The organism is Micromonospora sp. NBC_00362, assembly GCF_026342155.1.
In the GTDB taxonomy this organism is placed as follows: Bacteria; Actinomycetota; Actinomycetes; order Mycobacteriales; family Micromonosporaceae; genus Micromonospora; species Micromonospora hortensis.
On the sequence record NZ_JAPENH010000001.1, the window covers coordinates 3,199,664 to 3,223,680 of the forward strand.

Below are 24,017 nucleotides of genomic sequence, written 5' to 3' on the forward strand. Positions count from 1 at the left end.
CCCCTCTCACACGAACTTCTCGGTGGCGAGGAACTCGACCAGCTTGACGCCGCCCTCGCCCTCATCAGTGATCTTGGCGCCGCCGGAGCGCGGGGGGCGCTTGGTGTGCTCGACGACGGCGCTGGTGGCGCCGCCGAAGCCCACCTCGTCGGCAGCGACCCCGAGGTCGGCCAGCGAGAGCGTCTGCACCGGCTTCTTCTTGGCGGCCATGATGCCCTTGAAGGAGGGGTAGCGCGGCTCGTTGATGGTGTCCCAGACGGAGACCACGGCCGGGGTGGCGGCGGTGACCACCTCGTAGCCCTCCTCGGTCTGCCGCTCGACGGTCAGCGTCGCGCCGTCGACGGTGAGCTTGCGGGCACCGGTGAGCGCCGCGACGCCCAGCCGCTCGGCGATCATGTGCGGCATGACCTGGACCCGGCCGTCGGTGGACTCGGCACCGCAGATGACCAGGTCGGCATTGAGCTGACCGAGCGCGGCGGCGAGCACCTTCGAGGTGGCGACGGCGCACGAGCCGTGCAGGGCGTCGTCCAGCACGTGGACGGCCTTGTCCGGGCCCATGGAGAGCGCCTTGCGGATCGACTCGGTCGCCCGGTCCGGACCCATGGTCAGGATGGTGACCTCGCCGCCGTGCGCCTCCTTGATCTTCAGCGCCTCCTCGATGGCGTACTCGTCCATCTCGTTGATCACGTTGTTCGCCGAACCGCGGTCGACGGTGTTGTCGTCATTGCGCAGGTTGCGGTCCGCGCCCGAATCAGGCACCTGCTTGACGAGTACGACGATGTTCATCGCGCTTCGACGACCCTCCTGTGTGGTGTTGCGATTCGCTCGCCCGGTCTGGGGCGCAGCGTCGCGCGTCGGTCGACGCCAGGTCAACCGAGGGCGGTTGTGCAGTTGCCCACGGCGCAATGTTACCTGCCAGTAGGTTGCGCTCCCGCAGCACTCAGAGTGACACAGCTCACCGACGCGCAGCCGGTCAGGCCGGCTCGGCCAGGGCGACCCGGATCTGGTCGATGGCCGCCGCCTCGGCGGGCGCCACCCCGTCGTGCGCGCGGGCCACCTGATCCGCCGCGGCCAACACCAGTTCGCGGTACGCGTCCACGTCCCGTGGGGACTTCTCACGCAGGATCCGCACCGCCTGCCCCAGCGCCGGCAGCACCACCGACTCGATCTCCAGCTGCGAGTCCCGGGGAAGTCGCGGCAGCGGGCCGGTGGTCAGCGCCTCCTTGACCGTGCCACTGGCGTCGGCCAGCGCGCCGGACGCGGCGATGCTCTCCCGGATCACCCCCAGGACACCGGGGTCGGCGTTGGAGACCAGGAAGACGGCGCCGAAGGCACCGGTCTTGAGGGTCAGCCGCTCCTCGTCCGTCAACCGCTGCTCCATGATCACGGAGTGTAGACGTACGGGGTGGTGGTGGTGACCGCGACGAGGCCGAGCCGCTGCAGGATGGGCCGGCTGTCCTCGGAACAGTCGACCTGCATGAGCGTCCGACCTCGCTGCTCGGCCAGCCGCGCCCGGTAGTTGACCAACGCCCGGTAGATGCCCCTGCGCCGCCACTGCGGCAGGGTCGAGCCGCCCCACAGGGAGGCGAAGCCGGTGTTCGCCGGGAACCGCACCCAGCCGGCACTCACCACAGTCCCGTCCGCCTCGGCCACCACGACGGTGATCGAGTTCGGGTCGGCGTCGATCTCCTTGCCCAGGCCCCACACGAGGTGCGAGCGGTCCTCCTGCCAGACCTCCTCCTCCATGGCGGCGATTCGCTCCAGGTCCTCCCGGGAGGTCACCTCACGCAGACGTATCCCCTCGGGGACGACCGGCAGCGCGGCGGCGAGCGGCGCGACCGGGCCGACCACGACGGTCTCCCGGTCCGCCGGCACGAAGCCGGCCGCGCGCAGGCGGTCCGCCAGGTCCGCCGGTTCGTCGTGCTCGTTGAGCTTCCACTCCGCCGACTCGCCCCGCTCACCGCACAACCGCGCCTGCCGGGCGATCAGCTCGTCCAGCGCGTCGCCGGTCAACCCGCCCAGGTCGCGGTAGGTGATGAACCCACCGGAGTCGAGCCCGGAGATCCGGACCAACGGCCCGTCCCGCTCCACCGTCACCCCGGCCGGAACCGGGTCGGGGATTTCCGGACGGAGTTGGTTGTCGTAGGCGGCCCGGAGCGTCTGTACGTCGAGATCAGTCACCGGCCCAGGCTAAGCGGGATGGGAAGCGGATAATCTCCCACTGTGTGGGAGGCGATCAGGCGGTGGTTCGACCCGGCGGAGCTGGGCTCGGTCGGTGAAACACCGGACTACCGCTTCTCCCTGGCCAACGAACGGACCTTCCTCGCCTGGCTGCGCACCGGGTTGGCGCTGGTCGGGGGCGGTTTGGCCGCCGCGCAGTTCCTGCCACCCCTGCCGATGAGCCACCTGCGGGAGGTGATCGCTGTGGCGTTGCTGCTGCTCGGCGCGGCGGTCGCGATCCGCGCTGTGGACCACTGGGCGCGTACCGAGCGGGCCATCCGGCTCGGTCAGGAACTGCCCGCGTCTCGGTTCCCCGCCATCCTGGCGCTCGCCGTCGGCGTCGGCGCGTTGCTGCTGGTGGCCGCCGTCCTGATGCGGGCGATCGGCGGGCGGTGAGCACCGGACGCGACCCGGGGCTGCAACCGGAGCGGACCAGGCTGGCCTGGCGGCGCACCCTGCTCACTGTGACAGTGGTGACAGTGCTCGCCGTTCGGCTGGCGTCGACCGGCGACGCGACCGGTGCGCTGATCGCCGGCGGCGCCGTTCTGGTGTGGGGCGCCGTGCTGGTGCTCTGCTGGCCACGGGGCACCGGCACGGGTCCGGCCCGCACCGGCGGCCGGACTCTGCCCCTGGTCACCGTGGGCACTGTGGTGCTGGCGTTACTCGGAGTGCTGCTGGTGCTGCGCGGACTGTGGTGACGCGCGCCGGTGCGTCATCATGGGTCCATGGCCCGGCTTGGCGTACTCCTCTTCCTGGTGCAGATTGTCCTCGCCGTCTGCGCGCTGATCAGCTGCCTCTCCGCCGAGGAGGGCAAGATCCGTGCCCTTCCCCGGATCGCCTGGGTGCTGATCATCCTGTTCTTCCCGCTGGTCGGCTCGATCGCCTGGTTCATCGTCGGCCGGGAGCCCAGCCCCGGCGCCCACAAGGGCTGGCCGGGCGGCACCGGCGGCGGCGAGCGGCAGCGCCCTCGGCCGGTGGCCCCGGACGACGACCCGGAGTTCCTGCGTTCCGTCGAGGAACGCGCCCAGCAGCAGGACCAGGAGCTGTTCCAGCGCTGGGAGGAAGACCTGCGGCGACGCGAGGACGACCTGCGCCGCCGCGACGGTGAGCCGCCGCGTGAAGGCGACCGACCGGAGGTGTGAGCGCGCCGCCGCCGCCGGCGCAGGAGCGACGGCGGCGGCGGGTGCGACTCAGGCCAGGTTCGACGACCGGGGGTACGCATCCGTCGGGTCGGTGAGCACGTTCACCAGGTACGGCACTCCGGAGTCGAACGCCCGCTGGAGCGCCGGGCCCAGGTCGGCCGCCTTGGCGACCGTCTCCCCCGCCCCGCCGAGCGCGCTGACCACCGTGTCGTACCGCAGCTCCGGCTGAAGGTCGGCGGCCACGTCGTAGCCGTACATGGCCCGCATCGGGTGCTTCTCCAGCCCCCAGATGCCGTTGTTGCCGACGACGATCACCACCGGCAGCTTCTGGCGGACCAGCGACTCGACGTCCATCAGCGAGAAGCCAGCCGCCCCGTCGCCCATCAGCACACAGATCTGCCGGTCCGGGTGACTGACCCGGGCGCCCATCGCGTAACCCATGCCGGTGCCCAGGCAGCCGTACGGGCCCGGGTCAAGCCAGGTGCCGGGCTGGGCCGGCTCCAGGTACCGCCCGGCGTACGACACGAAGTCGCCGCCGTCGCCGATGGTGATCGCGTCCGGGGCGAGCGCCCGACGCAGCTCGCCGTAGATCCGGGCCGGGCGGATCGGGTCGGTCTCGGCGGCCATCTCCGCGGCGTCCCGAGCCTTCGCCGCGTCCTCGGCGACGCGCAGGTCGGCGATCCAGTCGGCGTGGTCGGCCCGGTCACCGGAGTGGTCGGCCAGCGCGGAGAGGATCAGGCGCAGGTCACCGGCGGGGGCGACGGCCGGCTGCACGTGCGTCGCCCGCTGGCTGGGGGCGTCGACGATGTGCACCACCTTGGCGTCACCGAAGTCACCGAAGCTGAGCCGGAAGTCCAGCGGGGTGCCCACCACCACGACCACGTCGGCGCCGGAGAGCGCGGCCCGGCGGGCCTTGGCGAATGCCAGCGGGTGCTCCGGCGGGAGTGAGCCGCGACCCATGCCGTTGGTGAAGACCGGCACCTGCAACGCCTCGGCGGCCTCGCGCAGCGCGGCGACCGCGTCGCCCGCGTACACGTCGGAGCCGGCGATGATGACCGGCCGCTGCGCCCCGGCGATGAGCATCGCCGCGCGGCCGACCTCCTCCGGGTCCGGGGCGATCGGGTCGACACCGGTCACGGTCGGCAGCTCGGCCTCCGCGACCGAGAAGACCGTCTCCAGCGGAAAGTCGAGGAAGGCCGGGCCGCGGTGCGGGGTGAGCGCGGCGTTGAGCGCCGCACCCACCGCACGCGGGATGTCGTCGGTGCTGAACACCGTCTCGGCGTGCTTGGTGACCGGGGCGACCAGCGGCAGGTGGTCCATCTCCTGGAGGCTGCCCGAGCCCCAGCGGAACGCGGGCGCGCGCCCGCCGAGCACCAGCACCGGCGAGGCGTTGAAGAACGCGCTGGTCATGCCGGAGATGCCGTTGGTGACACCGGGCCCGGCGGTGAGCACGGCGAGGCCGGGGCGGCGCTGGAGCTTGGCCACCGCCTCGGCGGCGAAGACCGCGGACTGCTCGTGCCGGACGTCGTAGATCGGGAAGTCGGTCTTGTACGCGGCGTCGTAGAGCGGGAAGACGTGCCCGCCGGACAGAGTGAACATCTCCCGTACGCCGTGCGCGCGTAGTGCCGCGAGCGCCAACTCGCCGCCGTGACCCTCGATCCGCTCCGTCATGTCGCTCCCATCGTCCGTGGCCGGGATCACAGGTTACCGGCCAGTCACTTGGCAGTGCGACCGTGGCCCCTGCCGGGGGACGTTGCCGAGGTCAGGGGCCGTTGGCGCGGGAGGCGACGGATCAGCGGCCGGTGAAGCCCGGCTTGCGCTTCTCGACGAAGGCCGCCATGCCCTCGCGCCGGTCGTCGGTGGCGAACAGCGCCGCGAAGAGCTGACTCTCCCAGGCCAGGCCCGAGTTGAGATCCATGTCCAGGCCGCCGTCGACCGCCAGCTTCGCGGCGCGCAGCGCCTGCACCGGCCCGGTCAGGTACGGAGTGATCAGCGCGACGGCCGTGTCGTACACCTCGGCGGCCGGGGCGACCCGGTCGGCCAGGCCGATGCGCAGCGCCTCCTGCGCGTCCACCATCCGCCCCGACATGATCAGGTCCTTGGCGCGGGCCGGGCCGACCAGGCGGGCCAGCCGCTGGGTGCCGCCCGCACCCGGGATGATGCCCAGCTTGATCTCCGGCTGGCCGAGCTTCGCGTCCTCGGCGACCACCCGCCAGTCACAGGCCAACGCCAGCTCACAGCCGCCACCCAGGGCGTACCCGGTGATAGCGGCGACCACCGGCTTGGGGATCCGGGCGATCGCGCCGAGCGCGCTGGACAGGTTCGCGGCCCGGTCGGCCATGTCCACGTAGGACATGTCGGCCATCTGCTTGATGTCGGCGCCGGCGGCGAAGACCTTCTCCCCGCCGTACACGATGACGGCGCGGACCTCGGGATCGGCGGTGGCCGCCGTGGCGGCGGCGCGCAACTCCTCCTGCACCTGGGTGTTGAGCGCGTTCATCGGCGGCCGCTCCAGCCGGATCGTGCCGATGCCGTCAGTGGTCTCCAGCCGAACGAACTCGCCCACGCTGCCCTCACTTCCTCGTCGAAGTCGCGTGCCAACCTTACGACCCGGCTCGTTTGGGTAAGTAGTGTGGTGTCAGCCCCGTGGGCGGGAGTCCAGCCATGATCACGTATTACGACGACAGGTCGGTGCAGGTCACCTCCACCACCCTCCGTGTCGACGGTCGCAGCTACAAGCTGGCCGACATCACCATGATCTGGCACCGCCGGGGCACCCGTTCCTGGCGCGTGCTGGTGGGACGGGGTGCGATCGGCGCAGCGCTCGCCGGCCCGCTGGTCGCGGCGGTGCTCGGCATTGGCGTGGCCGTCTGGCTGCACCGCTCACCCACAGTGACGATCGCGATCGTCGGCGCGTCGGTGCTGGTCGGGTTGGCCGTCGGGCCGGTCGCCGACTTCCTCTTCGAACACCTGGACCGCTCGTACGCCCGGGGCAGCCGCCAACTGGAGATCTGGGCCCGTTGGCGGGGTCAGCCGGTGCGTCTGCTGCGCACCGGTGACGCGCTGCGCTTCGGGCAGATCTACCGGGCGGTGCAGCGCGCGGTCGAGCACAGCCAGCCGGCCCACCCCGTCACGCGCCGCTAGCCAGCCCGGTACCGCTTCACGTCCCGACCTGACCGGACCTGTCGTCACGGGTGGGACCTGCGCAGCGACAGCTCTCGCCGAGCCAGGTGGGACGCAACGGACGCGTGCGCAACGGATGCGAGCGCAGCCTTCCTGCAGTGCCTTTGGAGCTGATATCACAAACGAATCGACCGTTGGCCTTGCGGCGCGACGCGTGATGTCGCAGACGATTCAGCTCCAAAGGACCACTGCAACATCACCTCTACCCCGTCGGACGGCCTCCGTCGAATCCTCTGCGCGGACTGGCCGATCCTCTGCGAAAGAAGCCATCTGCCAAGGTCCGAGCGAGGCGCGGTTTGCCTGGCGGTGGTTAGGCTTAGTGATGACCCTCTATTACCGGGACGACGCGGTGCAGGTGACCTCCGAGTCGATCCGGGCGGGCGGTCACGTGATCGCCCTGTCCGACGTGACGTTCGTCTGGCACGACCGGGGGCGGAAAACCCTCGCCGTACGCGGCCGTGTGCTGGGGCGCGGTGTCCTGGTCCTGCTGCTCTCGCTGCCGCCGCTGGTCGCCGTGGTCTGCGTGCTGTCGCTGGCCTGGTCGGCTCAGGACCGGGGCAACTGGCAGCTGGCGCTGATCATTCTCGCCGCCTGCGCCGCGGGGGCGCTCGCCTTGGCGCCGTTCCTGGAGATCCCCCTTGGCTGGCTGGACCGCTCCTACGAGCGCGGCAGCCACGTGCACGAGTTGTGGGTGCAGCACCACGGTCGGGAGGATCTGCTGGTGCGCACTCCGGACGCGCTACGGTTCGGGCAGATCTACCGGGCCGTGCAGCGCGCCGTCGAACAGCAGGGGGACCATCGATGACCAACCGTCGCGGCGAGGCCGTCGCACTGGCCGGCCTGCTCGCGGCGGCCGGCGTCACCCATCTGCTGCGACCCGGCGTCTACGACCCGATCGTGCCGCGCGCGTTGCCTGGCCCACCCCGGTTCTGGACGTACGCCAGCGGGGTGGCCGAGCTGGCGGTGGCGGCGGCCGTGGCGCACCCGACCACCCGGCGGGCCGGCGGTCGGGCAGCCGCCGCGCTCTTCGTCGCCGTCCTGCCGGCGAACGTGAAGATGGCAGTGGACTGGCGACACCGACGCCCGACGAAGCGGGCCATCGCGTACGGCCGGGTGCCGCTGCAGGTGCCGCTGATCTGGTGGGCGCTGCGGGTGGCCCGCGCCGACACCGCCTGTCGACAGGCCCGCTGACCGGCTCCGTCGGGCGGTTGTGGCACGGCCGACGCACACTTGATCCCATGGCGATTCCCCTCCCCACCCCGGCCGCCGTGGTCGGCCTGACCCGCTCCGCTCTCGACCAGGCGCTCGGCTCGGCCACCTCGATGGCCGCCGTGCCCGCCCGCGCGTTCGCGGTGCTGGACGGGGTGGAGGCGCTGCTGGCCCGGATCAACGGCGTGGTCGACCGGATCGAGACGACACTGGACCGGACCGACCAGGTGCTCACCGACGCCGAGGCGGCGGTCCGCGAGGTGGCCGTCATCAGCGCCGCCGCGACCACCGCCATCGACACGGCCACCGAGGTGGCCACCGCCGCCGCCGTGGTGGTCGCCGAAGCCGACCGGGTCTCCCGGGCGGCGGGCACCGTGGTCGCCGAAGCCGACCGGGTCGCGAACCGCGCCGCCACCACAGTGGGCACCGCGACGGAGGCCGCCGCCACCGCGGCTGAGCTGCTGGCGGCGTACGAGCCGGCGCTGCGCCGGGCCGCGCCGATGGCCGGGCGGTTCGTCGAGGAGCTGAGCCACGAGGAGATCAGCGCGGCGATCCACCTGATCGACGAGTTGCCCAAGCTCAAGGAACACCTGACGGCGGACATCCTGCCGATCCTGGCCACGCTGGACCGGGTCGGGCCGGACCTGCACGACCTGCTGGACGTGACCCGCGACCTCAAGCTCGCGGTGGCCGGTATCCCCGGGCTGGGCATGCTGCGCCGACGCGGCGAGAAGCTCACCGACGAGCCGGTCAGCTGACGGCCGGGCCGCGCGGGCGGGCGAGTAGGCCGGTGTGTGGCGGGTGCGCTCAGGCCGGTACGTACAGCTCGTCGATCTCGGCGCGTTGCGGTAGCGCCACCGAGGCGCCGAGCTTGCGGACGCAGGCAGCGCCGGCCGCCGACGCCCAGCGCACCGCGTCGACCAGGTCGCGTCCTTCGCCCCAGCCGACTGCCAGCGCGGCGGTGAACGCGTCACCGGCGGCGGTCGAGTCGACCACGTCGACAGGTACCGCCGGCACGTGCACCTCGGTGCCGTCCCGGTCGACGTACCAGGCGCCCTCGCCGCCGAGAGTGAGCACGGCCCGGGGGGTCAGGTCGAGCAGCGCACGCGGCTCCTCCCGACCCCGGCCGGCGAGCGCCTGCGCCTCGCCCTCGTTGACGACCAGCAGGTCCACGGCGGCGAGCAGCTCGGGTGGGAGGTCCCGCGCCGGGGCGGCGTTCAGGATGACTCTCGTTCCGGCTTCGCGGGCGGCCACCGCGGCGGCCGTCACGGTCTGCACCGGGATCTCCAGTTGGGCGACCAGGACGTCCGCCGCGCGCACAGTGGTCAGCTCCTCCTCGGTGAGGCCGACCAGGGCGTCGTTCGCTCCGGGGGTGACCACTATGGCGTTCTCCCCCTGGGCGTTGACCATCACCAGCGCCACCCCCGAGGCGCCGTAGACCACGCGAAGCTGACTGGTGTCCACGCCGGCAGCGGTGATGCGGGCCTTGAGGGTGACGCCGAAGGCGTCCGAGCCGATCGCGCCGAGGAAGGCGCAGGAGGCACCGGCCCGGACCGCGGCCACGGCCTGGTTGGCCCCCTTGCCGCCGGGCACCATCACGAAGTCGGTGCCGAGCATGGTCTCGCCCTGTCGAGGCAGCGCGGGTGCCATCGCGACGAGGTCCATGTTGGCGCTGCCCACCACGGCAACCCGGGTCTGCGGCACGGCCGTCTCCGCCTGTCCGACGCTCAGGCGGCGCGAGCCGTGAAGCGGTCGCCCGACCGCTCGACCACAAGTGGCAGCCCGAAGGTCTTGGAGAGGTTGTCACCGGTCAGCGTCTCGGCGAGCAGGCCCTGGGCGACCACCCCACCCTCGCGCAGGAGCATGGCGTGGGTGAACCCGGGCGGGATCTCTTCGACGTGGTGGGTGACCAGCACCATCGCCGGGGCGTCCGGGTCGTACGCCAGCTCGGCCAGGCGGGCGACCAGGTCTTCCCGACCACCCAGGTCGAGCCCGGCGGCGGGCTCGTCGAGCAGCAGCAGCTCCGGGTCGGTCATCAGGGCACGGGCGATCTGCACCCGCTTGCGCTCGCCCTCGGAGAGGGTGCCGTAGCGGCGTTCGGCGAGGCCACCGACGCCGAGTTGACTCAGCAGCGCTCGCGCCCGCGCCTCGTCGCCACGGTCGTAGTTCTCCCGCCAGCGGCCGACCACCGACCAGGCGGCGGTCACCACCACGTCGCTGACCCGCTCGTCGGCGGGCAGCCGCTCGGCGATCGCCGCTGTGGTGAGCCCGATCCGGGTACGCAGCTCGTTGACGTCGGTGCGGCCGATCCGCTCGCCCAGCACGTGCGCGACGCCCGTGGTCGGGTGCAGCCGACCGGCGGCGAGGTTGAGCAGCGTGGTTTTGCCGGCACCGTTGGAGCCGAGCACCACCCACCGCTCGTCCAGTTCGACGCGCCAGGTCAGGTCCTGTAGGAGGGCGGTGCCAGAGCGGCGTACGCCGACGCCGTCGAGGCTGACCACCAGATCCGGGTCCACGAAAGCGGCGGCAGGCGTGGCGCCGGCAGCGCCGGGGATCAGGTCACCAGTCACCACACCATCCAACCACGCAGCGCCGGGGTACCCCCCATGGGCGGCACCTCAGCCATAGGGTGAAGCGCCGTGTCATTGATCACCAAGCCCGAAGGACGACCCATGCCACGCCGACGTACGGAGCCGCGCAGATGAGCGCGGTCATCGAGATCGAGGGTCTGCGCAAGACCTTCCGCAGCCTGCACAGCGGTCGACGGGTGGCGGTGGACGGGTTCGACCTGTTGGTCGAGGCGGGCCAGGTCCACGGTTTCCTGGGCCCCAACGGCTCGGGCAAGACCACCACCCTGCGGGCCCTGCTCGGGCTGGTGAGCGCCGACAGCGGCCGGATGACAGTGCTCGGCGAGCCGTCGCCGGAGCTACTGCCCCGGGTGGCGGGCCAGGTCGGCGCCATCGTGGAGAGCCCGCAGTTCTTCGGCAACTTCACCGGCTACCGGACGCTACGGTTGTTGGCCCGCGCCGGTGGTGTGCCGGTCTCTCGGGTGGACGAGGTGCTGGATCTGGTGGGCCTGCACGACCGGGGCGATGAGCGGGTGAAGGGCTACTCGCTGGGAATGAAGCAGCGTCTGGCGGTGGCGTCCGCGCTGTTGAAGGACCCGCGCCTGCTCATCCTGGACGAGCCGGCGAACGGGCTGGACCCGGCGGGCATCCGGGAGATGCGGGACCTGATGCGGTCGCTGGCGGCCAACGGGGTGACAGTGCTGGTGTCCAGTCACATCCTGGGCGAGATCCAGCTGATCTGCGATCACGTCACGATCATCTCTCGGGGCCGGCGGGTCGCGACCGGTCGGGTGGACGAGGTGCTGGCGGGCCACGACCGGCACGAGTTCCTGGTCCGGGTGGCCGAACCGGAGCGGGCCGTCGAGCTGCTGCAGGCTGCCGAGCTGACGGCGGTCGTGGACGGCGGAGCGTTGGTGGTGAGCGGGGTGGACGACCCGACGGCGATCAGCCGGGTGCTCGGTGAGCAGGGCCTGTGGGTGGGCGAGCTGACGCCGCTGCGGCCGGATCTGGAGAGCGTCTTCCTGGAGCTGACCGGCGCGTACGAGCATCCGTCGGTGCCCCGGCAGGGCGGCGACTCGTCGCTGCCGCAGGGCGAAGCTGTGATCGACCTCGATCGGGGAGTGGACGCGTGAACCTGGTGCGTGCCGAGTTGGAGCGACTGTCGGCGCGTCGCTTCGTGCAGCTCATGCTCGTCCTGTTGGTGTTGGCGTTCGCCGTCACGGCGGCGACCACGCTGGCCGGTTCTCACAAGCCGAGCGTCAGTGAGCTGAACTCGGCGCGGGCGCAGGCCGCCGAGGCCAGGCAGAGCATGGAGGCGAGGCACCAGGAGTGCCTGGCCCGCCAGGACGGCACCATCCAACCCGACCCGGACGACTACTTTTCCACAGACTGTTCGGAGATCGACCCGATCCGGCAGGACCGGTTACCGATCGCCGCCGACTTCCTGCCGGGTGTGTTCAGCTTCGCCGAGCAGGCCGAGTCGCTGCTGTACTTCCTCATCGCGTTCCTGGTGTTGTTCGGGTTCCTGGTCGGCGCCTCCTACATCGGCGCCGACCTGAACTCCGGCGGGGTGGTGAACCTGCTGCTCTGGCGACCGCGCCGGATGACGGTGCTCGCGACCAAGTTGGGCACCCTGCTCGGCACTGTGCTGGTGCTTGCCCTGCTGGCGTCGCTGGCCTACCTCGCCACGTTCTGGGTGATCGGTCAGACCGCCGGCCTACCGGGCCGGTTGAACAGCGACTTCTGGAGTTCGCTCGGCGCGGTGCACGGCCGTGGCCTGGTGCTGGTGCTGCTGGCTTCCACGCTGGGCTTCGCGATCGCCACGCTCGGTCGGCACACGTCGGCGGCGTTGGGCGCGTTCGCCGCGTACGCGGTGCTGTGGGAGTTGGGTGGCCGGCTGGTGCTGGAGATCATCGACGCGCGGAAGTCGGACCTGTTCATGCTCTCCAGCCACATCGGGGCGTGGCTCAACGGCGGGGCGCGTTTCTATGACGAGCAGCTGTGCCGGGGCAACAACTACGGCTCCTACTGCGAGGGCTTCTACACCCTGCCCTGGCTGCCGGCGCTGTTGGTGCTGCTCGGCCTCACCGGCGGGTTGACCGCGGCGGCGTTCGCCGTGTTCCGTCGCCGTGACCTGATCTGAATCGAGACCGTCGGGTCGCCCGGCTGCGGGCGGCCCGACGGAACGGCCAGGCCGGCGCCCGGCAAGAGCTTGCAAGCCGTGGGCACGCGGTGAAATATTCCTTCGCATGACCGCCGCAGCGGGCTCAGCCGACGGTGGAGCCGAACACCTCGTCGCGCACCGCGTCCAGGGCGGTGCGCAACGCGCCCTGCAGGATCGGCTCCTCGGTCAACCCGGTCGGCACCACTCGCGGCTGGACCAGGGTGATCGCCGCGACCTCCTGCTGCACCCGGTCGGCGAGCGCCGCGCCACCGGCCTGGCCGACCTCGCCGGCGAGCACTACCAGCGGTGGGTCCAGCACCACGCAGGTGCTGGCCACGCCGAGCGCGAGCCGACGGGCCAGTTCGTCGAGCATCGGGCCGCCGTCGGCGCCGGCCGCGACGGCCGCGCGGACCGCCTCGGCGGCATCGGCGTCCGGGTAGCCGTGCTCGCGGGCCACAGCGCGCACCGAGTCCGCACCGATCAGCTGCTGGAAGGCCGGCTTGGCACGACGGGAGACATCGCGCGGGATGGGCGCGCCAGGCACCGGCAGGTAGCCGATCTCGCCGGCGGCGCCGCTGCTGCCGTGGTGCAACCGCCCGCCCAGCATGATCGCCAGGCCGACGCCGGCGCCCACCCAGACCAGCACGAAGTCCGACAGCCCCTGCGCCGCGCCGGACTGCGCCTCGGCCACCGCGGCCAGGTTGACGTCGTTCTCGAAGACCACAGGCGTGTGCAGGTCGTCCCGCAACGCGGCGAGCAGACCGCTGTGCCAGCGTGGCAGGTTGAAGGCGAAGGTGATGTCGCCGGTGCCGGGGTCGACCAGGCCCGGCGTGCCGAGCACGATCCGTCGTACGCTGCTCAGCTGCGCCTGGGCGCTGCTCGCCGCCTGCACGACGGCGTTGTGCACCACGCCCACCGGGTCGTCGGTGTCCCGGGTCGACTGCTCCACGCGGCCGATGACCGCACCGGTGATGTCGGCGCACGCCGCCACCACCCGGTCCGGCCCGACGTCCACACCGACCACGTGGGCGCTGCTCGGGCGGACGGCGTAGAGCTGGGCGTTCGGCCCTCGCCCGCCGGCCTGCTCGCCGACCCGCGCGACGAGGCCGCGCTCCTCCAGCCGCTCGACAAGTTGCGACGCGGTGACCTTCGACAGCCCGGTCAGCTCGCCGAGTCGAGCTCGGGTCAGCGGGCCGCGTTCGAGGAGCAGCTCCAGCGCGGCACGGTCGTTGAGCGCCCGCAACAGACGGGGGGTGCCGGGCAGCCGGGTCGCACTCATGACACGTCCTCTAGTTTTAGTAAACTTTGCTAACTGTAAACCGACCTGCGAACGGGTAGCCGTAGCGTAACGGCCACTCGACGGTGGGACGCTCCGCCGAGTCGGCAGGGCCAAGACCACCACCGGTACGACGTTTCGTACCCGCGGGGCACCGAAGGGGGAAGCACGTGGGGTTGGATCCAGGACTGCGCCGGCTCGCGCTGGGCACGCTGCTGGGCGCGTACCCGGGACCGGTCCCGCCGGACTGGGCGGTCGACCTGCTGGCCGACGGGCTGGCCGGGCACACCCTGTTCGGCACCAACGTGCACGACCCCGCGCAGGTGGCGGCGAGCACCGCCGCGCTGCGCGCCGGTCGGCCGGACGCGCTGATCGCGATCGACGAGGAGGGCGGCGACGTGACCCGGCTGGCGCACGCCACCGGCAGCCCGTACCCCGGCAACGCCGCCCTGGGCGCGATCGGCGACGTGGCCCTCACCCGACGGGTCTACCAGTCGATCGGCGCCGAACTGGCAGCGCTCGGCATCACCGTCAACCTCGCGCCCACTGTCGACGTCAACACCGCCGACGACAACCCGGTGATCGGCACCCGGTCCTTCGGCGCGGATCCGGTGCGGGTGGCCGCCCACTCGGCCGCCGCCGTGGCGGGGTTGCAGGCCGCCGGCGTGGCCGCCTGCGCCAAGCACTTCCCCGGGCACGGCGCCACAGTCACCGACTCCCACCACGAACTGCCCACTGTGGACGCTCCGCTGAGCCTGCTCCGCCAGCGGGACCTACCGCCGTTCGCGGCCATCGTCGCCGCCGGGGCGCGCGCCGTGATGACCGCGCACATCCGGGTGCCGGCGCTCACCGGCGCCGACCCGGCCACCTTCAGCCGAGCCGTCCTGGTCGACCTGCTGCGCACCGAGTACGGCTTCACCGGCACCGTCATCACCGACGCGCTGGAGATGAAGGGTGCCGCGGTGGCAGCCGGTGGGGTCGGGCCGGCCGCGGTCCGGGCCCTGAGCGCGGGTGCCGACCTGCTCTGCATCGGCGCGAAGGTCGACGCCGGACTGGTCGAGCGGGTGGCCGCCGAGATCGTCGACGCGCTCGCCGACGGCCGGCTGGCGAGAGCGCGGGTCGAGGAGGCGGCCGGCCGCGCCACCGATCTCGCCGCCTGGACCCGGGCCGCCAGCGGGTCGCCGGCCACCGGCGATCCCGAGCTGGGGTACGCGGCAGCACGTCGAGCGGTACGGGTGGACGGTGTGCTCAGCGGCCTGGACCAGCCACTGGTGGTGCAACTGCACACCGAGTCGACGATCGCCGAGGGTCGGGTGCCGTGGGGCCTCGGACCGCACCTGCACGCGGTGCCGGAGATCCGGGTGATCGCCACCGAGACCGACCCGGCCACGCTGCGCGGACTGGCGGGCGACCGTCCCATCGTGCTGGTCGGGCGACACCTGCACCGGCTGCCCGGCGGTCCGGAGCTGATCGCCGACCTGGCGGCCCAGCACCCGGTGACAGTGGTGGAGATGGGCTGGCCGGCACAGTGGCGGCCCGCGGGTGTCCGCGCCTTCGTCACCACCTACGGCGCGAGCCACGCCAACGGTCGCGCGGCGGCCGAGGTGCTCGGCCTGGCCGGCTGAACCCCGGCGTTCTCCGGCCGAGCTGAAACGCTCGGCCGGACGCCGCGCCTTTGAGCACCGCGCCAGAAGTGTCCACAGTCACTCGTCGCCACTTCTTGAACATGTTCAATATCGGCTCTAGTCTGATGACGTCGGTAGTTGAACACGTTCAAGAAGGGCGTCCACATGGACATCAAGGTCTGGATGTACGTGGTCTACCTCGCGGTCAGCGTCGGGCTGACCATCTGGGTGGCTCGAGCGCTGTCCCGCAACGGGCTGGTCTTCCTGGAGGAGGTGTTCGCCGAGAAGCGACTCGCCCAGGCGGTCAACAGCCTCCTCGTGGTCGGCTTCTACCTGCTCAACCTCGGCTACGTCACCGTGGCGATGAAGCACTCCGACCCGGTGGGTTCGACAAGCCAGGCCATGGAGGAACTGTCACTCAAGATCGGCTTGGTGCTGCTGGTGCTTGGCGCGCTGCACTTCTTCAACGTCTTCGCACTCGGCCGCTACCGCCGAAACCGACTCCGCCAGCTCGCCACCCACCCCCCGCTCGCCCCGATCGGCCGCCTCCCCATGCAGTCCGCCCCACCCGGATCGCCGTTGGTCGGCGCGTACCCGGCCGGACCCCAGCCGACCGGCCCACACCCGGCCGGACCCCACCCGGCCAACCCGCACCCGGCCGGACCCCACCCGGCCGGTCCGCAGCCGGGCGTCGGCCCGAACCCGCCGAGCCGATGACAATGCCCCCGACCGACGGCGTCGGTCGACTCCCGGATCCCACCGCCCACTCCGGCGGTGGGATCCGGGGGTTCACCGTCCTCTTCGACGCGGCCTGCCCAATCTGCCGCGCCGCCCGCCGCTGGTTGTCGTCCCGCGCCCAGCTCGTACCCCTGGAGTTCGTGCCAGCCGGGTCCGCCGAGGCCAGGCGGCGCTTCCCCGGCCTGAACCACGACGCGACGCTGCGCGACCTCACCGTGATCGCCGACACCGGCGAGGTGTACGCGGGCGACGGCGCCTGGTTCGCCTGCCTCTGGGCGCTGACCGACCATCGGTCCACCGCCGAGCGGCTGGCCCGACCGCACCTGCTGCCCCTCGCCCGGCAGACGGTGGCCGCCGCCTCGGCGATTCGGGAGCGGATCCGCGACCCGTGGGCCGAGCCGACCGACGAACCGGCGGGATACGGTGACCCCGATGACCGAACAGCCTGCGCAGACGACCACTGCGGGTGACCCAGCCACCGCCCGAGGCGAGCAGACCCGGCAGCTGATCCGGGACACCGCGATGCGGCTGTTCCGCGAACGCGGATACGCCCAGACCACCATGCGGGCCATCGCGCAGGAGGCCGGCGTGGCGGTCGGCAACGCCTACTACTACTTCGGCTCCAAGGACCATCTGATTCAGGAGTTCTACGCCCAGTCCCAGGTCGAGCACCGGGCCGCCGCGCAGCCAGTGCTCGATCGGGAGGAGGCGTTCGGTCCACGGCTCGCCGGAGTGCTGCACGCGGGGATCGACGTGTTGACGCCCTCACACGGGTTCGCGGCGACCTTCTTCAAGACGGCGGCGGAGCCCACCTCCCCGTTGAGCCCCTTCTCCGCGGAGTCCTCCGGCCCCCGACAGGCGGCCATCGACCTCTTCGGCGAGGTGGTGAGCGGCTCGACGGCCAAGGTCGACGCCGAGCTGCGCCCACAGCTGCCCGAGCTGCTCTGGCTCGCGTACATGGGCGTGATCCTTTACTGGGTGCACGACCGATCGCCGGGCCAGACCAAGACCCGCCAGCTGATCGACGGGGCCGTACCACTGATCGACCGGCTCGTGGCGCTGTCCCGGCTCCGGGTCCTGCGGCCGGTGACCCGACAGGTGCTCGACCTGATTCGCACGCTCCGTCACTGATCCGGCCGACCCCTGCGGCCGGCTAAGCAGCAGGTCAAGTCCGCTTTTCGACACTCCGAACCGACAGCTTCAACCTTGCCCCGAGCCTGTTCGATACGTAGCGTGATCGACACGTAGCGGCTCGTCCCCGGCGAGGCCGTTACACCCGGTACCGGGGCCTGGGGGGAGGTTGCGGACCGTGGATCCGGCCCGGGATCCACGGTCCGCGCCGATTGCCCCGCCACCCCGCCCCACCCCGCCCCACCCGCCGCCCCGCCCCGCCCCGCCCGCGCCGATCTTGCAGTTTCGGTCGTCGAGATGCGTGGAATGCCCGCCATGTCGCGACAGAAAGTGCAAGATCGCGGGCCCGCTGCGGCTTCGGGCCCCGCTCAGCGCGGATAGACGCCGTACGCGCGCCAGCCCCGGTTCGGGAAGCCGGCCGCCTCGGCGACCCGGGCCGAGGCGTGATTGTCCCGCTCGTGCAGGTAGGTGGGGACGGCTCCCTCGTCGAGCACCCGCCGTGCGGCCTGGGCCACCAGTCGACGGGCGAGGCCGCGCCCCTGGGCTGCCGGTACGGTGCCGACGGCCAACTCGTGCCCGTACGCGTCGTGCCGTTTGATCCCGGCACCGGCCAGGTAGACGCCGTCCGGGTCCCGGACCACGAGCACCGGCCGGTCGAAGAGTCGCAGCCACGGCGGCAGCCCGGGAGCGGTCGGCTCGGTCCACTCCCCCACGTCGGGCAGTGGCGCGGGGGCCAGGCTCCACCGGAACGGACCGTCATGCACGGAGAATTCGGGCCGGCCGACGGCCTCCGGCAGCGCGGCGAGCAGCCGAGTCGGCGTACGGCCCACCAACGCGCGGATCGCCGCCACGCGGTCCGGCGCCACCGAGAGCACGGCGCTCTGCCCGGTGTCCACGGCGAGCGCGGGGCGTAGCCGGCCGTCCCAGGCTGGTTCGGCCCGCCGCTGCGAGGCGACCACGTGCAACCCCGGCCCGGCCGGCCACTGGCCGAGCCAGGTGGCCAGGTGCAGGTGAAGTCGCCGGTCGAGCATGCGCACCTCCCCGTCACCCGACCCGTCGTCGATCACCGTACGCCGGACGGCGGGGCCGGGCGCGGGATACGTCAGGGCCGAGTGGGCCAGGGGTCCGGGAACCAGGCACATGAATCGACCGTCATATGTATTTCCATATCTGGACACCTTTATTTGGGACGGTGAACCCATGCCGATTCAGCCGAGCGACCACTACCAGCAGGACCCCGAGCGACTCTGGCAGGCGGGGGAAGCCGTCGGAGGCAATCCGCCCCAGCCGCGCTACCGGAACCCGCGGACGATCGGCGGCGGCGCCCTGTCGTGGGCCGGGCTGAACAAGCTGCCCATCGGAAGCTCCAGTCGGCACCGCCTGAACAACCACTGACCCACCACCGAGTGGGTGGCACCGAAGGGAAGCCTCTGACGTTCGCCCGGGGCGACACACCGGAGGAGGTCCAGCGGCGGCTTTCGCACACCTGTCGGGTAATTTCTTGTGGTCCGCCATCCCGGCCTACGACAGGAGAAGCTCCGCGCATGGGCAAGAAGACGATCCACGTCTCCGACTTCACCGGCACGGTTCTGCAGCAGGACGACGAGGTGGTCCGCGTCGTCGTGCTGGAGCACCCGGACCTGGTCGCCGGGCCCGTGCAGTTGGACGCCACCCCGGGCGAGGTGGAGAACATCGACGACGCCGCGTTGGACGTGGCGGTGGTGGAGATCCACGATCGGCACGGTGGCGGCGAGCCCCGCCGGGTGGTGTTGACCGCCAGCGAGTTCGACGCGATGGCCACCGACGTGCCGATGGCGCAGCTGTTGAAGACGGCCGAGCGGGTCCGCCCACCCAAGGCCCGGAAGACCACCGAAAAGATCGACTACGGCACGCTGGAGCACGCCGGCAAGCCACACCGGGGCCGGGTCACCGAGGAGGAGGCCCGCCTGGTGCGCGAGCAACTCGACGAGGTCAACAAGCGCCTCGCCGACGCGGGCGTACGCCAGATCGACCCTGCCGATCCGGAGCACGCCCTGCGTTACGGCTTTCCTGAGGCGTCCTGACCCCGGGTTCTCACTTCTTTCCGACGGCGGCGGCGAGGGCGGCGGCCAGGTCGGCCTCGACCGTCGTCTTGTTCAGGCCGAGGTTGGTGAGCACGCCGGCGCCGTCCTCCTGCTCCAGCAGTGCGAGCAGCATGTGCTCGGTGCCGATGTAGTTGTGCCCGAGGCGCAGCGCCTCCCGGAAGGTCAGCTCCAGCGCCTTCTTGCCGCGCACGTCGTACGGGATGAGGTCCGGAACCTGCTCGGCCCGTGGTGGGAGGACGGCGTCGACCGCCTCCCGTACCGCCTCGGGGGTGGCGCCGCGACCGGCCATCACCCTGGCGGCCAGCCCTTCCGGCTCGGCCAGCAGGCCCAGCACCAGGTGCTCGGGGCCGATTTCGGCGTTGCCGCTGGCTCGGGCCTCCTCCTGCGAGGCCATCACCACGTTGCGGGCACGCGGGGTGAACCGGCTGAAGCCGGCGTTGGGGTCGAGCGCTGCCGCCTCGGTCGCCTTCGGCACGAAGCGCTTCTGGGCGGCCTGCTTGGTGACCCCCATGCTGCGGCCGATGTCGGTCCAGGAGGCGCCGGAGCGTCGTGCCTGGTCGACGAAGTGCCCGATCAGGTGGTCGGCGACCTCGCCGAGGTGATCGGCGGCGATGACCGCGTCGGTGAGTTGGTCGAGCGCGTCGGTGTGCGCCGTCTTGATCGCCTGGATCAGGTCGTCGAGCTTGACGGTGTTACCCATCTGAAGAGGATCTGTCATGCGTCAACCATAGGTTGACGCACTCCTCGCGTCAACCCTGAGTTGACGATGTTGCGTCAGATCAGGCGGCGTACTCCGGCAGCAGTCGAGCGACGGCCCCCGGCGAGGGCATGGCCGCGATCTCCTCGGCGACCGCCCGGACCGCGTCGCGCTGCTCGGCGTTGCCGTGCTGCGGCAGCAGGCGGTGCGCCTGCTCGGCGACGGCGCTCGGATCCACCTCGCCGGGAAGGAGCCGCATTGCGACACCGGCGGCGGCGAGCGTGTCGGCGTTGGCGAACTGGTCGGCGCCCTGCGGCAGCAGCAACTGCGGTACGCCGGCCGCGAGCGCGCCGAGGGTGGTGCCGCTACCTCCGTGGTGCACCACCAGGTCGACGAGCGGCAGCAGCTCCGCCTGCGACACCCACTGGTGCACGCTGACGTGGTCAGGGATCTCGCCCAGTTGTTCCGGGGGCACCCGGCCCGCCGCGACCACCACCTCGGCGTCCAGCGCCGCCAGGCCGGCGATGGCGGTGCGCAGCAGCTCCGGCGTACCGAACGCGGTCCCGAGGGTCAGGTAGATCAACGGCCGGGACGTTCGACGGCTCACCCGTTCGGGCAGCGGGGCCGGTGTGGAGAAGGCGACCGGTCGCAGCTCGATCCGACGTTCGGTGGCGAGGAAGCTCTTGTCCTGGAGCGAGGGCGGCCAGATGTCCAGGTGCGGCCGGCCGACGACCTCGGGGTTCCTGGTGGGCAGTTCCAGGCCGATGCCCTCGGGAAACATCCGGCCGAAGCCGTGCCACACGCCTGGGATCCCGGCCCGGTGAGCCGCCACGGCCGCACCCGGCAGCCCCCACTCGTGCACCACCAGGTCGGGCCGCAGCCGCGCCAGCTCTGGAGCGAGATCCTCGGCGTACACCTCGTAGAAGGCGTCGCCGGGCCGGAACGGCCGCAGGCCGTGCGCGGCGAGCGGTGGGTGCACCTCTGGACCGGCAGCGAAGTGGACCTCGTGCCCGGCCTCTCGGGTGGCGATCGCCAGCGGGATCAGCGGGTACGTGTGACCGACGGACGCAAGACTGGCGAACAGCACACGCATGGCGTCGGACCCTACCTGCAACACCGGGGCCAGGCCGGGTCCGCCGGCCCGTATACGGTGGGCTCCGGTCGAGCGCGGTCACCGGCGGGAAGGGCGGTCATGCGTCTGCACGTGGGGTGCGCGATGTGGAGTCACCGGTCGTGGCCGGGCCAGCGGCTGCCGCCCGCCGAGCGCCTGCGGCACTACGCCAGCTGGTGCGACGCCGTGGAGGGCAACACCACGTTCTACGCGACCCCGGCCCGGGACACCGTGGCCTCGTGGGCAGCCCAGACGGGTCCCAACTTCCGGTTCGTCCTCAAATTTCCCAAAGTCATCACGCACGAACGCCGGCTCACCACCGTCGACGAACCGCTGCGCGTCTTTCTGGACGCCATCGAACCGCTCGGCCCGCGCGCCCACGCCCTCTGGATCCAACTGCCCGGCTCGTTCGCGCCCGCCGACGTCCCAACCCTGAGCCGTTTCCTGGAACAGCTCCCGCGGTCCCACCGGTACGCGGTGGAGGTCCGCCATCCCGCGTTCTTCACCGACGCCCGCGCGGCCCGACTGCTCGGGGCGACCCTCGCGGCCGCCCGCGCCGAGTGGATCCCCTTCGACACGACAGCCTTCTTCGCGAGCCCGCCGACCAGTGACGCGGAGCGGGACGCCTGGACCAAGAAGCCCCGCGTGCCGCTCCGGTCCCTCGCGCTGACCGACCGGCCGATCGTCCGCTACCTCGGTCGTGACGACTCGACGCGCACTGCCGAGGGGTGGCAGCGCTGGGTCGACGTGACAGTCACCTGGCTCCGCGAGGGGCGCTCGCCGACCATGTTCATCCACACCCCGGACAACGCCGACGCGCCGGCGCTCGCCCGCCGGTTCCACAACGAGGTACGAGCACGCGTACCCGGGCTCGACGCGTTGCCCGAGCCGATCCCCGTCGAGCCGCTGACGCTGTTCTGACCGGACCGGTCAACCCTGCTGGTCGAGCAGGTCGTCGAGGTGGGCCGCCGTGCTGATCAGCGAGAGGTGGCTGAACGCCTGCGGGAAGTTGCCGATCTGCTCACCGGTCGGCGCGATCTCCTCGGAGTAGAGGCCGAGCGGGTTGCTGTAGGTGAGCATCTTCTCGAAGGTCAACCGGGCGTCGTCGATCCGGCCGGCCAGGGCGAGCGCCTGCACGTACCAGAAGGTGCACATGTTGAAGGTGCCCTCGGTGCCGGCGAGACCGTCCGGCGAGGCCTTCGGGTCGTAGCGGTAGACCAGGCTGTCGGAGACCAGGCCGGTGTCCATCGCCCGCAGCGTCGACTCCCACATCGGGTCGGTCGGCGAGATGAAGTTCAGCCCCGGCATCGCCAGCAGCGACGCGTCCAGGATGTCGGACCCGTAGTGCTGCACGAACGCGCGACGTTCCTGGTTGAACCCACGAGTCATCACCTGCTCGTAGATGGCGTCACGTTCGGCGGACCAGCGGGCGATGTCACCGGGTCGGCCCCGGCGTCGCGCGATGCGGATGGCCCGGTCCAGCGCGACCCAGGACAACACCCGACCGTAGGTGAAGTCCTGCCGACCGGAACGGGTCTCCCAGATGCCGTCCTCGGGCTGGTCCCAGTGCGCACAGAGCCAGTCCATCAGCCCGGCCGTCTTGCGCCAACCCTCGTACGGCGCGATCAGCCCGTTGCGGTCCGCGAGTTCCAACGAGACGAGCGCCTCGCCGTAGATGTCGAGTTGGAGTTGGCCCGCGGCGCCGTTGCCGATCCGCACCGGCGCGGAGCCGCGGTATCCCTCCAGGTGACCCAGCACCTCTTCGGGGAGGTCCGGTGAGCCGTCGATGCGGTACATGATCTGCAGGGGAAGGTTGCCGTCCCGTGCCTCACGGATGCGGGCGTCGAGCCAGAGGAGGTACTTTTCGGCCTCTTCGGTGAAGCCCAGGCGCAGCAGCGCGTGCACGGAGAAGGACGCGTCCCGGATCCAGGTGTAGCGGTAGTCCCAGTTCCGCTGCCCGCCGATCTGCTCGGGCAGCCCCGCGGTGGGCGCGGCGACCAGGGCGCCGGTGGGTGCGTACGTCATCAGCTTGAGGGTCATCGCCGACCGCTCGACCACCTCCCTCCAACGGCCCTTGTAGCGGGAACCGCTCACCCACCGCCGCCAGTAGTCGCGGGTCTCGGCAAGCAGATCGCACGCCTCGTCGGTGCTGAGTGCTCGGGGCGCGTGCGGACAGGCAGTCTCCAGGACCACCCCGCCGATGTCGCCGGCGTGCAGGGTGAACGACGCGGACACGCCGTCGGTGTCCCGTTTGATGTCCCTCGCGTCGAACTCGTGGAGCGAGTTCTTGAAGGCGGCCAGGGTGAGGTCCATCGTCGGGCTCCGGAAGACGTCGCCCTCGGGGTGCACCTCCAGCTCGTACGAGTCTCGCCCGTAGTTGAACCGTGGGTGGCAGTGGAAGCGGAAACGCATGCTCCCCCGAACCATCCGCACCAGCCGGATCAACCGATGCCGATCGGTGGCCTCCGCACCGGTGACCGGCATGAAGTCCAACAGCTCGCCGACACCGTCGGCGCTGTGGAAGCGGGTGATCAGGATCGGCGTACCGGGCAGGTAGAGCTGCTTGCTCGTGTAGTCGACATTCTCGGGCGAGAGTTGGAAGTGGCCGCCGTTGCGGCGGTCCAGCAGCGCGCCGAAGACGCTCGGCGAGTCGAAGCGGGGCGCGCAGAACCAGTCGACCGTACCGTCCGTGCTGATCAGTGCCGCGGTCTGTAGATCACCGATCAGACCGTGGTCCTCGACTGCCGGGTAGCTGTCCACGCCATCCCCCGCCATGAGTACTGGCAATGGCGGCGACTACCCGGGCACCGGCGAAAGATGCGGCCCGCGGCTCGACACGGTCAAGACCACCGGCTATTGCGGAAGCAAAC

At 71.5% G+C, this 24,017-nt stretch carries 28 protein-coding genes; 16 read left to right on the forward strand and 12 right to left on the reverse strand.

Annotated elements, in window-relative coordinates; translation table 11 throughout:
• Nucleotides 1-6 precede the first annotated feature (6 nt).
• From OG992_RS14505 to OG992_RS14515, 3 genes are all read right to left on the reverse strand, one after another.
• Nucleotides 7-786, reverse strand: a complete 780-nt coding sequence (locus tag OG992_RS14505; protein ID WP_266303487.1) for an electron transfer flavoprotein subunit beta/FixA family protein — start codon at nucleotides 784-786, stop codon at nucleotides 7-9.
• Between the two features lie 187 nt (nucleotides 787-973).
• A complete protein-coding gene (locus tag OG992_RS14510) occupies nucleotides 974-1,387 on the reverse strand; it encodes a hypothetical protein (RefSeq protein ID WP_210781064.1) in 414 nt (137 codons plus the stop codon).
• Nucleotides 1,384-2,181 (reverse strand): GNAT family N-acetyltransferase, encoded by a 798-nt coding sequence (locus OG992_RS14515; protein WP_266303488.1) that lies wholly within the window; start codon nucleotides 2,179-2,181, stop codon nucleotides 1,384-1,386. Before OG992_RS14515 ends, OG992_RS14510 begins: the two co-directional genes overlap by 4 nt.
• Nucleotides 2,182-2,223: 42 nt before the next feature.
• Here OG992_RS14515 and OG992_RS14520 point away from each other — a divergent pair, with 42 nt between their 5' ends.
• The 3 genes from OG992_RS14520 to OG992_RS14530 are packed head-to-tail and all read left to right on the forward strand — an operon-like array spanning nucleotide 2,224 to nucleotide 3,362.
• Entirely contained in the window at nucleotides 2,224-2,616 is a 393-nt protein-coding gene (locus OG992_RS14520; RefSeq protein WP_238684703.1) for a YidH family protein, read from the forward strand.
• On the forward strand, nucleotides 2,613-2,918 hold the full coding sequence (locus OG992_RS14525) for a DUF202 domain-containing protein (protein WP_266303489.1): 306 nt from the start codon (nucleotides 2,613-2,615) through the stop codon (nucleotides 2,916-2,918). The genes OG992_RS14520 and OG992_RS14525 overlap by 4 nt, the downstream gene beginning before the upstream one ends.
• A gap of 27 nt (nucleotides 2,919-2,945) precedes the next feature.
• Nucleotides 2,946-3,362 carry a PLD nuclease N-terminal domain-containing protein gene (locus OG992_RS14530; RefSeq protein WP_238684705.1) on the forward strand — a complete coding sequence of 139 codons (417 nt, stop codon included), beginning with the start codon at nucleotides 2,946-2,948 and terminating at the stop codon, nucleotides 3,360-3,362.
• A gap of 48 nt (nucleotides 3,363-3,410) precedes the next feature.
• Here the strand turns inward: OG992_RS14530 and OG992_RS14535 are convergent, their stop codons facing one another.
• Together OG992_RS14535 and OG992_RS14540 are read right to left on the reverse strand one after the other, a co-directional pair.
• A complete protein-coding gene (locus tag OG992_RS14535) occupies nucleotides 3,411-5,033 on the reverse strand; it encodes an acetolactate synthase (protein WP_266303490.1) in 1,623 nt (540 codons plus the stop codon).
• Between the two features lie 121 nt (nucleotides 5,034-5,154).
• Nucleotides 5,155-5,928 (reverse strand): enoyl-CoA hydratase/isomerase family protein, encoded by a 774-nt coding sequence (locus OG992_RS14540; RefSeq protein WP_210781058.1) that lies wholly within the window; start codon nucleotides 5,926-5,928, stop codon nucleotides 5,155-5,157.
• Nucleotides 5,929-6,026: 98 nt separating this feature from the next.
• Between OG992_RS14540 and OG992_RS14545 the strand changes: the two genes are divergently transcribed.
• From OG992_RS14545 to OG992_RS14560, 4 genes are all read left to right on the forward strand, one after another.
• Complete coding sequence (locus OG992_RS14545; protein ID WP_238684707.1) at nucleotides 6,027-6,506, forward strand: DUF6232 family protein; 480 nt, start codon at nucleotides 6,027-6,029, stop codon at nucleotides 6,504-6,506.
• Nucleotides 6,507-6,867: 361 nt separating this feature from the next.
• A complete protein-coding gene (locus OG992_RS14550; protein WP_266303491.1) occupies nucleotides 6,868-7,350 on the forward strand; it encodes a DUF6232 family protein in 483 nt (160 codons plus the stop codon).
• A complete protein-coding gene (locus OG992_RS14555; protein ID WP_266303492.1) occupies nucleotides 7,347-7,736 on the forward strand; it encodes a hypothetical protein in 390 nt (129 codons plus the stop codon). Before OG992_RS14550 ends, OG992_RS14555 begins: the two co-directional genes overlap by 4 nt.
• A 47-nt stretch (nucleotides 7,737-7,783) precedes the next feature.
• Nucleotides 7,784-8,512, forward strand: a complete 729-nt coding sequence (locus tag OG992_RS14560) for a hypothetical protein (protein WP_266303493.1) — start codon at nucleotides 7,784-7,786, stop codon at nucleotides 8,510-8,512.
• Nucleotides 8,513-8,561: 49 nt separating this feature from the next.
• Here OG992_RS14560 and OG992_RS14565 read toward each other — a convergent pair whose 3' ends face one another.
• Together OG992_RS14565 and OG992_RS14570 are read right to left on the reverse strand one after the other, a co-directional pair.
• A complete protein-coding gene (locus OG992_RS14565) occupies nucleotides 8,562-9,458 on the reverse strand; it encodes a ribokinase (RefSeq protein WP_266303494.1) in 897 nt (298 codons plus the stop codon).
• Between the two features lie 23 nt (nucleotides 9,459-9,481).
• Nucleotides 9,482-10,324 (reverse strand): ABC transporter ATP-binding protein, encoded by an 843-nt coding sequence (locus OG992_RS14570; protein WP_238684712.1) that lies wholly within the window; start codon nucleotides 10,322-10,324, stop codon nucleotides 9,482-9,484.
• Nucleotides 10,325-10,455: 131 nt separating this feature from the next.
• On the opposite strand from OG992_RS14570, the gene OG992_RS14575 reads away from it, so the two are divergent.
• Together OG992_RS14575 and OG992_RS14580 are read left to right on the forward strand one after the other, a co-directional pair.
• Nucleotides 10,456-11,454 carry an ABC transporter ATP-binding protein gene (locus tag OG992_RS14575; RefSeq protein ID WP_266303495.1) on the forward strand — a complete coding sequence of 333 codons (999 nt, stop codon included), beginning with the start codon at nucleotides 10,456-10,458 and terminating at the stop codon, nucleotides 11,452-11,454.
• A complete protein-coding gene (locus OG992_RS14580; RefSeq protein ID WP_238684714.1) occupies nucleotides 11,451-12,464 on the forward strand; it encodes an ABC transporter permease subunit in 1,014 nt (337 codons plus the stop codon). The genes OG992_RS14575 and OG992_RS14580 overlap by 4 nt, the downstream gene beginning before the upstream one ends.
• A gap of 124 nt (nucleotides 12,465-12,588) precedes the next feature.
• Here OG992_RS14580 and OG992_RS14585 read toward each other — a convergent pair whose 3' ends face one another.
• Nucleotides 12,589-13,764 (reverse strand): ROK family transcriptional regulator, encoded by a 1,176-nt coding sequence (locus tag OG992_RS14585; protein ID WP_238678372.1) that lies wholly within the window; start codon nucleotides 13,762-13,764, stop codon nucleotides 12,589-12,591.
• 167 nt (nucleotides 13,765-13,931) lie between these two features.
• Here OG992_RS14585 and OG992_RS14590 point away from each other — a divergent pair, with 167 nt between their 5' ends.
• The 4 genes from OG992_RS14590 (at nucleotide 13,932) to OG992_RS14605 (ending at nucleotide 17,255) form a co-directional block, all read left to right on the forward strand.
• Entirely contained in the window at nucleotides 13,932-15,386 is a 1,455-nt protein-coding gene (locus OG992_RS14590; RefSeq protein ID WP_266303496.1) for a glycoside hydrolase family 3 N-terminal domain-containing protein, read from the forward strand.
• 138 nt (nucleotides 15,387-15,524) lie between these two features.
• On the forward strand, nucleotides 15,525-16,103 hold the full coding sequence (locus tag OG992_RS14595) for a hypothetical protein (RefSeq protein ID WP_266303497.1): 579 nt from the start codon (nucleotides 15,525-15,527) through the stop codon (nucleotides 16,101-16,103).
• A gap of 2 nt (nucleotides 16,104-16,105) precedes the next feature.
• A complete protein-coding gene (locus OG992_RS14600) occupies nucleotides 16,106-16,594 on the forward strand; it encodes a thiol-disulfide oxidoreductase DCC family protein (protein WP_238684717.1) in 489 nt (162 codons plus the stop codon).
• On the forward strand, nucleotides 16,557-17,255 hold the full coding sequence (locus OG992_RS14605; protein WP_266303498.1) for a TetR/AcrR family transcriptional regulator: 699 nt from the start codon (nucleotides 16,557-16,559) through the stop codon (nucleotides 17,253-17,255). The genes OG992_RS14600 and OG992_RS14605 overlap by 38 nt, the downstream gene beginning before the upstream one ends.
• Before the next feature lie 368 nt (nucleotides 17,256-17,623).
• Here OG992_RS14605 and OG992_RS14610 read toward each other — a convergent pair whose 3' ends face one another.
• Nucleotides 17,624-18,286: a GNAT family N-acetyltransferase gene (locus tag OG992_RS14610; RefSeq protein ID WP_266305205.1), complete on the reverse strand. Its 663-nt coding sequence runs from the start codon at nucleotides 18,284-18,286 to the stop codon at nucleotides 17,624-17,626.
• A gap of 169 nt (nucleotides 18,287-18,455) precedes the next feature.
• Here OG992_RS14610 and OG992_RS14615 point away from each other — a divergent pair, with 169 nt between their 5' ends.
• Complete coding sequence (locus OG992_RS14615; protein WP_238684719.1) at nucleotides 18,456-18,650, forward strand: DNA repair protein; 195 nt, start codon at nucleotides 18,456-18,458, stop codon at nucleotides 18,648-18,650.
• Between the two features lie 149 nt (nucleotides 18,651-18,799).
• Nucleotides 18,800-19,318 (forward strand): hypothetical protein, encoded by a 519-nt coding sequence (locus OG992_RS14620; protein WP_203122260.1) that lies wholly within the window; start codon nucleotides 18,800-18,802, stop codon nucleotides 19,316-19,318.
• Between the two features lie 10 nt (nucleotides 19,319-19,328).
• On the opposite strand, the gene OG992_RS14625 is transcribed toward OG992_RS14620, so the two are convergent.
• Both OG992_RS14625 and OG992_RS14630 read right to left on the reverse strand, forming a co-directional pair.
• On the reverse strand, nucleotides 19,329-20,057 hold the full coding sequence (locus OG992_RS14625) for a Clp protease N-terminal domain-containing protein (RefSeq protein WP_266303499.1): 729 nt from the start codon (nucleotides 20,055-20,057) through the stop codon (nucleotides 19,329-19,331).
• Between the two features lie 61 nt (nucleotides 20,058-20,118).
• Nucleotides 20,119-21,129, reverse strand: a complete 1,011-nt coding sequence (locus tag OG992_RS14630) for a glycosyltransferase (protein ID WP_266303500.1) — start codon at nucleotides 21,127-21,129, stop codon at nucleotides 20,119-20,121.
• Between the two features lie 123 nt (nucleotides 21,130-21,252).
• On the opposite strand from OG992_RS14630, the gene OG992_RS14635 reads away from it, so the two are divergent.
• Nucleotides 21,253-22,068: a DUF72 domain-containing protein gene (locus OG992_RS14635; RefSeq protein ID WP_238684754.1), complete on the forward strand. Its 816-nt coding sequence runs from the start codon at nucleotides 21,253-21,255 to the stop codon at nucleotides 22,066-22,068.
• 9 nt (nucleotides 22,069-22,077) lie between these two features.
• Here OG992_RS14635 and OG992_RS14640 read toward each other — a convergent pair whose 3' ends face one another.
• Nucleotides 22,078-23,907 (reverse strand): glycoside hydrolase family 15 protein, encoded by a 1,830-nt coding sequence (locus tag OG992_RS14640; protein ID WP_238684723.1) that lies wholly within the window; start codon nucleotides 23,905-23,907, stop codon nucleotides 22,078-22,080.
• Nucleotides 23,908-24,017: the final 110 nt, after the last annotated feature.